We start from the raw sequence: 12,199 nt of genomic DNA, 5'->3' as shown, positions 1-12,199 counted from the left end.
GTCGCCCGATCGCCCACCGCAACCAGTCGTTCCTATCGACCCTGGGCCGGTCATCGTCTTCTCGAAACCGCACTGCGCGTGCGGCGCCGAACAGCTTCAGGCTAGCAGAGGTGCCGGCATTTCGAGATGTTCTTTCGCGACATGGCGACTGCGCAAACGGAACAGCCGTTCGACACGGCGATTTCCTCTCCGGTTCCGGCCCGTCCTGTGGTATCGGCATGACGGTCGCGCTCGCGGGTGGACTGCCCATGCCGCCGCGCGACACGGGGCATCAATCGGAGGAACAGCATGCCGACACCACCTTTCCGTGCCGACCACGTCGGCAGCCTTCTTCGCCCGCTCGCCATTGCGGAGGCACGCGCGGCGCAAGTCGACGCGGCCACCCTGCGCGCCATCGAGGACGCTGAAATCCCGAAGCTCATCAGGATGCAGGAAGAGGTCGGCCTCAAGGTCGTCACCGACGGCGAGGCCCGCCGCGCCTTCTGGCATTTCGATTTCATGGGCATGCTCGACGGCATGGACATGGAAACCCGCGGCCAGGGCGTGCAGTTTCACGGCACCCAGATCCCGCCGGTCCATCCGGTGATCAACGGCAAGCTCGGCTTCCCCAAGGATCACCCGATGCTCGAGCACTTCACCTTCGTGAAGGATCATACGACCGTCTGCCCGAAGATCTCGATCCCCGGCCCGTCCTGCGTCCACTTCCGCACCGATCCGGTCGACGTCCGCCCGGCCGAGTACAAGGATCCCGACGTCCTCTTCGCCGATATCGCCGAGACCTACCGTCAGGCGGTCGCCGCCTTCTACGCCGCCGGATGCCGCTACCTGCAGCTGGACGACATCTTCTTCGCCTATCTCGGCGATCCGAAGCAGCGCGAGCAGCGCAAGGCCATGGGCCAGGATCCGGACTGGCTGATCGACCGCTATGCCTGGATGCTCGAGGAGGCGATCAAGGACCGGCCCTCCGACATGGTCATCGGCATGCACATGTGCCGCGGCAATTTCCGCTCCACCTACGCCGCCACCGGCGGCTACGACGCGGCCGCGGACGCCATCTTCAACAAGACCAGCGTCGATATCTATTTCATGGAATACGATACCGACCGCGCCGGCGGGCTGGAGCCGCTCAAGCTCCTGCCGAAGGGCCGCAAGCGCATCATGGCCGGCTTCATCACCACCAAGACGCCGGAGCTGGAATCCATGGACTGGCTGCGCAAGCAGTTCGAGGCGGCCTCCCGCTACGTCGACATGGACCAGCTCGGCATCGCGCCGCAATGCGGTTTCGCGTCGACCGAGCACGGCAATGCCATCACCGAGGAAGACCAGCGCCGCAAGCTCGAACTGGTGGTGAACACCGCCCGGGAAATCTGGGGAACGGCGTAAGCCCTTGGTAAAGCCGAACCCGTCCGTTGCCGCGGGCGGGTTCGCATCGATCCCGACCCTCTCCCGCCAGAACCTCCCGCCCGCGAACGGCCCGCCTCCGCGCCGGTGACAGGTGCCTCTGATCCTTTCCCGCACCGACCCGATTGACACTCGCCCGGACTTCGCCGAACATGGCCGCATTCCGAGGGGGGCATCGTAACGATGCTGAGATGGCGGTGAGCCGGACCCTTGAACCTGATCCGGGTCATGCCGGCGTAGGAACGGAAACGGCCTTTTTCGGCGCGAATTCTCTTCTCCGCTTTGCCTGGATCTCCGTGATGTAACGTCGGGAGATCGATTCATGCCATGCATTTCAAGTCGGCGCCCCCGGACGGGGCGTCCGCCGTCCGGCCGGCCGGCGCGATAGGCGGACCATGCCGTCCCGTCACATGGGGATGGGGGTCGTCGGCCTGCTGGTGCTCTGGCAGCTCGCGGTCTGGCTCTTCACGCCCCCGGCCTACATCCTGCCGCCACCGGCGAACGTGCTCGCCGCCTTCGCCACTCGGGGCGGCTTCCTGCTGTCCAACAGCCTGGTCACGATCACCGAGATTGCCATCGGGCTTGCCTGCGGCGCGCTGCTCGGCTCGCTCGCGGCCCTTGCGGTCGCCGCCTTCCCCCGTGCCGGCCGGCTCGTCTGGCCCGTCATCCTCGTGCTTCAGGCGCTGCCGGTCTTCGTGCTGGCGCCGATCCTCGTCTTGTGGTTCGGGTTCGGTGTCGCGTCGAAGGCGGTGATGGCCACGATCATCATCTTCTTCCCGGTCGCGTCCGCATTCGCCGATGGCCTCAACCGGACCGACCCCGCCATCCTCGATGCCGTGGCGCTGACCCCGGCGACCCATTGGCAGACCCTTCGCCACATCCGCGTTCCGCTCGCCCTGCCGGGCCTCGTGTCCGGCCTGCGCGTCGCAGCGCCCCTTGCGCCCATCGGCGCGGTGGTCGGTGAATGGGTCGGCGCGTCTGCCGGGTTGGGCTTTGTCATGGTCCAGGCGAACGCCCGCATGCAGACCGATATCGTCTTCGCCGCAACCGTCGTCCTCGCGCTGCTCACCCTTCTGTTGCGGCTCGCGGTCGATGCGGCCACCGCCCGCTTCACGCCCTGGGCGCCCGAAGTCCCGTCCCGTAACGCAAGATAGTTAGCCGGAGAAGCTTTCATGAATAGTCGTCTTGTTTCCCTCCTCCTCACCGCGGCCCTTTCGATGCCGATGACCGCTCATGCCGCGGATCGCCTGACCGTCATGCTGGAGTGGTTCGTCAATCCCGATCATGCGCCGATCGTCGTCGCCCGCCAGAAGGGCCTGTTTGAGGCGGAGGGGCTGGAGGTCGAACTCATCCCGCCGGCCGACCCCTCGTCCGTTCCGCGGCTCGTCTCGGCACGGCAGGCCGATGTCGGCGTCCACTATCAGCCCAACCTCTACCTCGACCATGCCGCGGGTCTGCCGCTCGTTCGCTTCGGCACCCTGGTGGAGACGCCTTTGAACACGCTGACGGTGCTCTCCGACGGACCGGTCAACACGCTCGCAGATCTCAAGGGCAGGAAGATCGGCTTTTCCGTCTCCGGCTTCGAGAGTGCCATGCTGAGGTGCATGCTTGCGGCCGAGGGGATAGCCCCGGACGAGGTGGAACTCGTCAATGTCAACTTCGCGCTTACCTCGTCGCTTCTCGGCAGGCAGGTCGATGCGACGATCGGCGGCTACCGCAATTTCGAACTCACCCAGATCCGGCTTGCGGGAGGAAAGGCGCGCGCCTTCTTCCCTGAGGAACACGGCGTGCCGATCTATGACGAATTGATCTTCGTGACGCGCAGCGAACTTGCCGGCGACGATCGCCTGCCGCGGTTCCTCAAGGCGGTGGAAGAGGCCAGCATCTTCCTCACCAACCATCCGGATGAAGCCTGGGCGCTCTTCATCGCCGCCTATCCCGATCTCGACGACGAACTGAACCGCCAGGCCTTCCGCGATACCCTTCCGCGCTTTGCCAAGCGCCCCGCCGCGCTCGACCGTGGTCGCTATGCCCGCTTCGGCGCCTTCCTGGTCGAAAGTGGGCTGATCGAAAAGGCGCCGCCGGTCGCGGATATCGCCATCGAGATCGGGGGGTGACGCGGATGGCGTCCGGCGACAGTGCCGGCGGGAACCCGGCCCAGCCCGCCTTGCTCCGACCGGAAGACCGGCCGGCAGCGCCTTCCGTCGCGGCCGGGCTCGCGCTGCGGATTACAGGCGTGCTCTCGGCTGCGGCGGGCATTCTCCTCGCAATGCTCCTGCTTCTCGTCCTCGTCGCGGTCGCGCTCCGCTACGGCGCCTCGACCGGCTTTGCCGGCACGGAGGAGGCCGCTCTCTGGCTCTTCCTCGCGCTTGTCTGCGCGGGCCTGCCGCTGACGCTGCGGGGCCCGCTTTCCCTTCGCCTCGATATCGTCACCCGGCTCCTGCCGCCGCGCGGGCGGGGCATGGCAACCGTCGGCGCCGATGCCGTGAGTGCGGCCGCGGGCTTCCTTCTCGCCAGGGGAGGGGCCGAGGCGGCGACGGCGATACGCTCGGTCTCGCCTGCGCTTGGCCTGCCGGAATATCTGAGGTTCTGGCCGCTCGCGGCGGGCGGCCTTCTCCTTCTTGCCATGCTCCTCCTGCTGCGCATCGCCGAGGGGAAGGGATTTCATGGCGTCCTGTCGCTTGTCGCCGGCGCGGCAATCGCCTTCGTCCTCCCGGAGGCCGACCTCGTCTCCGGCCTCCTGCCGAGCGCGGTCGCCGCACTCGCCGCCGGCGCCGGTCTCCTCGTCGGCGCCCCGCTTGCCCACTGCCTCCTGGCCGGGGTCCTGATCGCAATTCCGGCCGGAAGCGGAATGTCGGAACCTGCCATCGTCTCCTCGGCCGCGTCGGGCATGTCGCGCTTCCTGCTCCTCGCCATCCCATTCTTTCTTCTCTGCGGCGGCCTGCTCACCATCTCCGGCGCCGGGCATCGCCTCGTGCGGCTGGCTGAAACCCTTGTCGGCCACAGGAGGGCTGGCCTGGCGCAGACCGCGCTCCTGACCAGCGTCTTCTTCTCCGGCGCGTCCGGTTCGTCGATCGCCAACGCCGCCTTCGGGGCGGCCACCTTTCATCCGCATCTCGTGCGCCAGGGCTATCCCCCCGAGCGTTCCGCCGCGATCATCGCCGCCACTTCCGTCCTCGACAATATCATTCCCCCGTCGATCGCCTTCCTCATCCTGGCGGCCGCGACGGACGTTTCGGCCGGTGCCTTGCTGACGAGCGGCCTCTATGCCGGTCTTCTCATGGCCGCCTGCCTGGCGGTGGCGATCCGTCTGGCGAATGGCGACAGCCCCCGCGGTCGCCGGGCCGGCGGCCCTGAACGGGCAAGCGCCATGCTGGCCGCGCTGCCGGCGCTCGGGCTTGTCGCCGTCGTCATCTGCGGCATCCGTTTCGGGATCGTGACCCCGACCGAGGCTGCCGCCGTCGCGGCCGGCTACGCGCTTCTTCTTGCCATCGCAGGCGGGTTCCGTGGCCGGGAGCTTGTCTCCACCTTCCGCCAGGCGGGCGCCGAAACGGCCGCGATCGGCCTCCTGATCGGCGCGGCGGCGCCCTTCGCCTTTCTTCTCGCCATGGACGATGTCGCCGGGGCGGTCGTCGGCATCGTCGGGTCGCTCGGCGAAAGCCCGTGGCAGGTCCTCCTGCTCTGCAATCTCGTCCTGCTCGGGGCAGGCCTCGTGCTCGACACCGGAGCCGCCATCCTCCTGCTCGGACCGATCCTGCTGCCGCTTGCGATCGCCGCCGGGATCGATCCCGTCCAGGTCGGGGTGATTGCCGTGGTCAACCTGATGATCGGAGGCCTCACGCCGCCGGTCGGCATGCTGGTCTTCGTCGTCAGCGGTACGACCGGCGTTCCCGCCGGCGCGCTCTTCAGGGCGGTCGTCCCCTATCTCGCCGCGCTGCTATGCGCCCTCCTGATCCTCTGCCAGCTCGCACTTCTCCTCTGAAAGGATAGCCGATGCTCCCGCTCAAACGCCGTGACTTCCTTGCCGCCGCCGGCCTTCTCCCGGCCCTGGCCTCGCCCGGTTTCATTCGCCCCGCCCATGCCCGCACCCGGGTGGTCACGGTCGCCTCGCTGCTCGGGGAGGAAAAGCCGGAAACGCGGATCTGGCGCTGGGTCGCGGAACGGTCGGAAGAGCGTCTTCCCGGCCGCTTTCGCTTTAGGATCGTCGCCAACGGTGCGTTGGGCGGCGAGAAGGATGTTGCCGACGGCGCGCTGCTCGGCTCGATCCAGGCAAGCCTCTGCACCGTCTCGACCCTGACCGCCTGGGTGCCGCAACTGCAGATCCTCGACCTGCCCTTCCTCTACGGCGACGGGGCCCATCTCGCCCGCGTCGTCGGCGGCGGGGTCGGCAGCGAACTCGGCCGGCGGCTCGGCGAGGAGGGGTTCGTGGTCGGCGGTTTCGTCGATTACGGCGCCCGCCATCTTCTCGCCAAGGAAGCGGTCACCCGGCCGGAGCAGCTGCAGGGCAAGACGATGCGGGTGATCCAGAGCCGCCTTCACACCAGCCTGTGGAGCGGCTTCGGTGCCATCCCCGTCGGGATACCGATCACCGAGACCTATAACGCCCTTTCGACCGGCGTGGCCGACGCCATGGACCTGACCGTTTCCGCCTATTCGGGCCTGAAGCTCTATGAGGTCGTGCCCTTCCTGACGCGGACCTCGCACATCCGCTCCGCCGGTGTCGCCTTCTATGCGGCGGACTTCTGGCGGGGTCTCGACGAGGAGGAGCACCAGGCGCTCTCGGCAATCACCGCCGAGGCCTGCGACCTTTTCAACGGCTGGATGGCGGCGGACGAGAAGGCCTCGCTCGATATCGCCGTCTCGCAGGGAGCGCAGGTGCTCGAGCCGGAACAGCCCGAGGCGTGGCGAAAGCCCGCCGAAGCCGTCTGGGAGGAGTTCAGCGCGACCGTCGGCGGCAAGGAGGTCATCGACGAGGTCCTCCAGCTTGCCTGAGCCGCAGGTCGCTGCGGTCAGTCCTCCCGCAGCAGGTCCTTCACCAGGTGGCGAACGAGGCCGACATGCTGGAGCGCCTCGCGCAGCCGCTCCATGTCGCCGCGCTCGAGCCTGGACACGTCCACCGTGCCCCCGGGCTTGCGGCCGGCCTCGATGTCGGCGATCTGTTGGGTCAGGATGAGCCGCATCAGGAAGCCGTGCATGTCGGCCAATAGCTCCGCGTCGGCCTGCCCGCGTCCGGCCGCCGCGGCCGCCTGGCGCAGGCGCTCCGGCGTCGCATGGGCGCAGATGCCGTGGCGGAGCGCCACGACGCGGGCGCCGGAGACGATCGGCAGCAGGGCCCCTTCCTTGAGGTCGATCCGACCGTGATTGTCTTTCCGCAATCGGCCGAACATGCCGAGCGGGTTGCGGCGTGCCGCTGCGTCCTCGCCGAGCATCCGCAGCATGTCGAGGGAACCCCGCGCCGTATTGCCAGCTTCCGTCCGGACGCTTTCCGCAAGCCGGGAAGCCCCGGTCGATGAGACATGCGCCGGCACGAGGTCGAAGAAGATGTCGACGTTCGCGAGATCCTGCCGCGTCGGGTTCGTCGCCCAGTCGCGGGCCTGCTGCAGCCATTCCGCATGCGTCCGGCGCCAGGCGCCGTTGCGGGCCATCACGCCGGCGCGGCAGGTATGCATGCCGGCGCGGTCGAGGATCTCGTTCACCCGGCACGAGAAGCGGCTGAACCAGTCGTCTTCGGAGTCGAGGTCGCCCTCGTATTCGTCGTCGACGACAAGCGCATTATCCTGGTCCGCGGCCAGCAGGCTCTCGCCCCGGCCGGCGGATCCGAGGACAAGGAGCGCGTAATCGGCAGGCGGCGGGCCGTGGCCGGCAGAAAGCAGCTCCGCCTCGGCGATCTCCGCCGCGCGCGCCGTCATCGCCCTGCCCTCCGCGGCGATCACCGCTCCCACGGCCTGGGCGTTCAGTCCGTCCGACAGCAGGCCGGCGGCGAGCGAGGGGAGGGCCGACTGGACGCGGGCAAGCTCGCGCGGCCGTGTCGCGGCGGCAATCTCGTCGCCCACCGCCAGCGTCGACAGCGCCCTTTCCCGCAGGAGGGTGCGCAGCGTGAAGACGCCCGCAAGCTCGCCATGCTCGTCCCGGACCCCGAGATAGCGGAGGTTCCGGCGCGCCATCAATCCGAGGGCGCGGTAGAGGAACGTGTCCGCCGTCGCGGTGATGACCGGCGAGCTCATGATCGCACCGACTGTAATCGCGCCGGCGTCCGCTCCCTTGTCGGCGAGCGCCCGCAGCACGTCGCGTTCGGTCAGGATCCCGTGCGGGCCGCCGGCCTGCCGGACGATGACGCAGCCGATCCCCCTGTCGGCCATCAGGCGGGCCGCCTCGTGCAACGAGGCATCGGCCCCGACCGTGATCGGCGGGCGGCTCATCACGTCCTCCAGCCGCTGGCGGTAGAGGAAGCTGTCGATGGCCTGCTGGCTTCCCTGCTCGATCGCCGTGTGGAGGAAATCGGGCTTGCCGGCCGGACGCTCGAACCACCCGACGCCCCGCTGCTGCTCCATCAGCGTGGTTGCGGAACGCCCGAGATTTTCCGCCTCGCCGAGGGTGCGCACGCCGCGAGCGAGGAGGCGCGGCTGCATTCCGGCATAGACGCCGGCGGTCGCAAGCGCGTCGCCCAGCGCCGTATGCCGGCCCTCGAGCCGGACGTCGTAGGTGAGCGCAAGGTTGTCGAGCGAGGGGCTGACCAGGCCGGGGGTGATCGCCACCGACATCAGCGCCACGTCGAGCCAGCGCGGCTCCTTCCAGCGCACCCCGTGCCGATGCGCCTCGTTGCGCAGCATGGCGAGGTCGAAGTTGATCGAGTGGCCGACGACGACGCGGTTGCCGATGAACTCCCGCAGCCGCCCGGCGACCTCGGCGAAGCAGGGGCTTGCCGCGACGTCCTCGTCCCAGAGGCCATGCACGCGGGTGGAGGTCGGCGGGATCGGGATGCCCGGGTTGACCAGAACGTCGAAGACCTCGGTTTCCAGGATATCGGCGCCGTGCATGCGAACCGCGCCGATCTGGATGATGCGGTCGTGACGGACGTCGAGCCCGGTGGTTTCGGTATCGAGGACGACCGTATCGAGGGCGATCAGCGGGGCGCTTGCGCCCGCCGCGGCATCACCGGGCGTTCGTGGCGTCAAGCCGATGCTCCCATGTCGTTCCCGGCCCTGTTCATCGCCCTTCCCCGTCCGGTTCCCGGACTGCCCTTTTCGCCAAACTCGACCGGATTTCACCCGCCCACAAGTAGACTTAAGGCGGAGTGCACGCTGCCGGACGATGGCGATGCGGCTTTGTCCTTGCCGCCTGCTTCCGCTATCACTCGGCAAAGGCATGGCATGCGGGAGGGCGACGTGGAGGAAGTGGAATGCGTGGTGGTGGGCGCGGGCGTCGTCGGACTGGCCGTCGCCCGGGCGCTGGCGCTGTCGGGGCGGGAGGTGATGATCCTCGAGGCCGAGGCGGCGATCGGCACCGGGACCTCGTCCCGCAACAGCGAGGTCATCCACGCGGGCATCTATTATCCGGCCGGAAGCCTGATGGCGCGATTGTGCGTGACGGGCAGGCATGCGCTCTATCGCTATTGCGGCGAACGCGGCCTGCCGCATCGCCGCTGCGGCAAGCTCATCGTCGCGACGTCCGCCGAAGAGCTTGCCGTGCTGCCGTCGATCGCGGCCCGGGCGGCGGCGAACGGCGTTAACGACCTTCGCCAGCTGTCCGCCGGGGAAGCCCTCGAACTGGAGCCGGCCCTGGCGGCGACGGGCGCACTCCTGTCGCCCTCGACCGGGATCATCGACAGCCATGCGCTGATGACCTCGCTGCTCGGCGATGCCGAGGACGCCGGCGCGCTTCTGGCCGTCCGGACGCCGGTCTTGAAGGGGCGGGCGACCGACGCGGGCTTCGAGATCGAGGTGGGCGGCGAGGCGCCGATGACGCTGAGGGCACGGACGCTGGTCAACGCCGCCGGACACGGGGCGCCCGCGCTTGCCCGGTCGCTGGCCGGAACGCCGCAGGACCGCGTGCCGCCTGCCTATTTCGCCAAGGGCAGCTATTTCTCGATGAGCGGCAGGACGCCGTTCTCGCGGCTGATCTATCCCGTGCCGGTGAAGGGCGGGCTCGGCATCCACCTGACGCTCGACCTTGCCGGCCAGGGCCGTTTCGGCCCCGATGTCGAATGGGTCGAAGGTCTCGACTACGCGGTCGATGCGGCAAGGGCCGAGACCTTCTACCGGGGCATCCGCCGCTACTATCCCGGCCTTCCCGACGGGTCGCTGATCCCGGCCTATTCCGGTATCCGGCCGAAGATCGTGCCGCCGGAAATCGCCGCGCAGGACTTCGTCATCGAAGGCCCGCGGTCGCATGGCGTTCCCGGCCTCGTCAACCTGTTCGGCATCGAATCGCCGGGCCTGACCTCCTGCCTCGCCATCGGCGACCATGTCCGCGACATGGTAAGCCAAGGCTGACGCGTCAGATGTTGCGGCGCTTGCCCTCCAGCAGGTCGAGCACCTTGTTGGCGGCATCGAGCACGTTCGTGCCGGGACCGAAGACGGCGGCGACGCCGTGCTCCAGCAGGTAGTCGTAGTCCTGGCGAGGCACGACGCCGCCCACCACGACGATGATGTCGCCGCCGCCCTTCGCCTTCAGCGCCTCGACCAGCTGTGGCGCGAGCGTGTTATGGCCGGCCGCGAGCGACGACATGCCGACCACCTGGACCTTTTCCTTGACGGCAAGCTCCGCCGCCTCGTCCGGCGTCTGGAAGAGCGGACCGGCCAGCACGTCGAAGCCGATGTCCCCGAAGGCCGAGGCAATCACCTTGGCACCGCGGTCGTGGCCATCCTGGCCGAGCTTGGCGACCATGATCTTCGGCTTGCCGGAGGACCGGGCATAGCCGGAGAGGCGCGTGACCAGCGTCTTGTACTCCGGGTCGTCCTCGTAGGCCGGCCCGTAGATGTCGCCCACCACTTCCGGCACGGCCGAATGGTCGCCGAAGGCTTCCCGCATGGCGTCGGAAATCTCGCCAACCGTGGCGCGTGCGCGCGCCGCCTCGACCGCGGCCGCAAGCAGGTTGCCCTTGCCGGTTCGTGCCACCTCGGAAAGGGTGGCGAGCGTCTCCTCGACCCGTTTCGGGTCGCGCTGGCGGCGCACCTGCTCCAGGCGTTTGATCTGCGCGGCGCGAACGGCGGTATTGTCGATCGCGAGGATGTCGAGTTCCTCCTCGTTCTCCAGCCGGTACCTGTTGACGCCGACAATGACCTCCTCGCCGCGGTCGACTGCCGCCTGGCGCTTGGTGGCGGCCTCCTCGATCAGCCGCTTCGGCAATCCCTCCGCCACCGCCCTGGTCATGCCGCCGAGCTTTTCCACCCCCTCCATCAGAGCCCAGGCCTTCTCCGCCAGCTCGTTGGTGAGGCTCTCGATGTAGTAGGAGCCGGCAAGCGGATCGACGACCTTGGTGATGCCGGTCTCGTGCTGCAGGATGAGCTGGGTATTGCGGGCGATGCGGGCGGAAAAGTCGGTCGGCAGCGCCATCGCCTCGTCGAGTGCGTTGGTGTGCAGCGACTGGGTGCCGCCGAGCACGGCCGACAGCGCCTCATAGGCGGTGCGCACGACATTGTTGTAGGGATCCTGCTCCTGCAGCGAGACGCCGGACGTCTGGCAATGGGTGCGCAGCATCAGCGACGACGCCTTCTGCGGCTTGAAATCCTCCATGATCGAGGACCAGAGCAGGCGCGCGGCGCGCAGCTTGGCGATCTCCATGAAGAAGTTCATGCCGATCGCGAAGAAGAAGGAGAGCCGGCCGGCGAAGTCGTCGACATTGAGCCCCTTGGCAAGTGCGGCGCGGACATATTCGCGTCCGTCGGCAAGCGTGAAGGCAAGCTCCTGCACCAGCGTCGCGCCGGCTTCCTGCATGTGGTAGCCGGAGATCGAGATCGAGTTGAAGCGCGGCATTTCCTTCGCCGTGTACTCGATGATGTCCGCGACGATCCGCATGGAGGGCTCCGGCGGATAGATGTAGGTGTTGCGGACCATGAACTCCTTGAGGATGTCGTTCTGGATCGTGCCCGACAGTTCGGCGCGCGAACAGCCCTGTTCCTCGCCGGCGACGATGAAGGAGGCGAGGATCGGGATCACCGCGCCGTTCATCGTCATCGAGACGGACATGTCCTTGAGCGGAATGCCGTCGAACAGGATCTTCATGTCCTCGACGGAATCGATTGCGACACCCGCCTTGCCGACATCGCCCTCGACGCGCGGGTGGTCGGAATCGTAGCCGCGGTGGGTGGCGAGGTCGAAGGCGACGGAAAGGCCCTTCTGGCCGGCGGCGAGGTTGCGGCGGTAGAAGGCGTTGGAGGCCTCGGCCGTCGAGAAGCCGGCATATTGCCGGATCGTCCAGGGGCGGCCCGCATACATGGTGGCCCGGGGACCGCGCACGAAGGGCTTGAAGCCCGGCAGGCTGTCGAGATGGTTGACCCCCTCGAGGTCCTGCGCGGTGTAGAGCGGCTTGACGTCGATGCCTTCCGGCGTCTCCCAGACGAGCGTCTTCGGCGAAGCCTTGAGCTCCTTCTCGGCAAGCTGTTCCCAATCCTTCAGGGTCTTCTCGGACATCTGATATTCCTCATACGCCGGTGTTCACGCGCGGAGACCTCCGCCGTGGCTTAAAGCTAGTGTTCGGACGGGGCGCTGAAAGCTGCCTCGTAAAGTTAGTTTATGTGGCACCTCTCAGCGCCCCGTTCGGCGGTTTTTGCCCGCGACTTGGGTCTCTCTGTCGAGG

The 12,199-nt window shown here is 68.0% G+C and carries 8 protein-coding genes and 1 riboswitch; of the genes, 6 read left to right on the top strand and 2 right to left on the bottom strand.

The genetic code is table 11. The annotated features are described in order from the left end of the window. The first annotated feature begins 288 nt into the window (after positions 1 to 288). From ACWGPT_RS04875 to ACWGPT_RS04855, 5 genes are all read left to right on the top strand, one after another. Positions 289 to 1,383: a 5-methyltetrahydropteroyltriglutamate--homocysteine S-methyltransferase gene (locus ACWGPT_RS04875; protein ID WP_452604450.1), complete on the top strand. Its 1,095-nt coding sequence runs from the start codon at positions 289 to 291 to the stop codon at positions 1,381 to 1,383. A 174-nt stretch (positions 1,384 to 1,557) separates the two neighbouring features. Further along, positions 1,558 to 1,661: riboswitch (TPP riboswitch) on the top strand. Between the two features lie 135 nt (positions 1,662 to 1,796). Continuing rightward, complete coding sequence (locus ACWGPT_RS04870) at positions 1,797 to 2,555, top strand: ABC transporter permease (protein ID WP_452604449.1); 759 nt, start codon at positions 1,797 to 1,799, stop codon at positions 2,553 to 2,555. 18 nt (positions 2,556 to 2,573) lie between these two features. Continuing rightward, positions 2,574 to 3,518: an ABC transporter substrate-binding protein gene (locus tag ACWGPT_RS04865; RefSeq protein ID WP_452604448.1), complete on the top strand. Its 945-nt coding sequence runs from the start codon at positions 2,574 to 2,576 to the stop codon at positions 3,516 to 3,518. A 5-nt stretch (positions 3,519 to 3,523) separates the two neighbouring features. Then, on the top strand, positions 3,524 to 5,383 hold the full coding sequence (locus ACWGPT_RS04860) for a TRAP transporter large permease (RefSeq protein WP_452604447.1): 1,860 nt from the start codon (positions 3,524 to 3,526) through the stop codon (positions 5,381 to 5,383). An 11-nt stretch (positions 5,384 to 5,394) separates the two neighbouring features. Further along, the gene (locus ACWGPT_RS04855) at positions 5,395 to 6,393 is read left to right on the top strand and encodes a TRAP transporter substrate-binding protein (RefSeq protein ID WP_452604446.1); all 999 of its coding nucleotides are present in this window, start codon (positions 5,395 to 5,397) and stop codon (positions 6,391 to 6,393) included. Between the two features lie 17 nt (positions 6,394 to 6,410). On the opposite strand, the gene ACWGPT_RS04850 is transcribed toward ACWGPT_RS04855, so the two are convergent. Continuing rightward, positions 6,411 to 8,576 (bottom strand): DUF294 nucleotidyltransferase-like domain-containing protein, encoded by a 2,166-nt coding sequence (locus tag ACWGPT_RS04850; RefSeq protein ID WP_452604445.1) that lies wholly within the window; start codon positions 8,574 to 8,576, stop codon positions 6,411 to 6,413. 210 nt (positions 8,577 to 8,786) lie between these two features. On the opposite strand from ACWGPT_RS04850, the gene ACWGPT_RS04845 reads away from it, so the two are divergent. Beyond that, positions 8,787 to 9,893, top strand: a complete 1,107-nt coding sequence (locus tag ACWGPT_RS04845; RefSeq protein ID WP_452604526.1) for an NAD(P)/FAD-dependent oxidoreductase — start codon at positions 8,787 to 8,789, stop codon at positions 9,891 to 9,893. 4 nt (positions 9,894 to 9,897) lie between these two features. Here ACWGPT_RS04845 and scpA read toward each other — a convergent pair whose 3' ends face one another. Further along, a complete protein-coding gene (gene scpA, locus ACWGPT_RS04840; RefSeq protein ID WP_452604444.1) occupies positions 9,898 to 12,033 on the bottom strand; it encodes a methylmalonyl-CoA mutase in 2,136 nt (711 codons plus the stop codon). Between the last annotated feature and the right edge of the window lie 166 nt (positions 12,034 to 12,199).

The sequence above is a fragment of the Pseudorhizobium sp. NPDC055634 genome, assembly GCF_053618655.1.
Note: the sequence above shows the minus strand (reverse complement) of the source record. Positions and strands in the feature narration are given on the sequence as shown.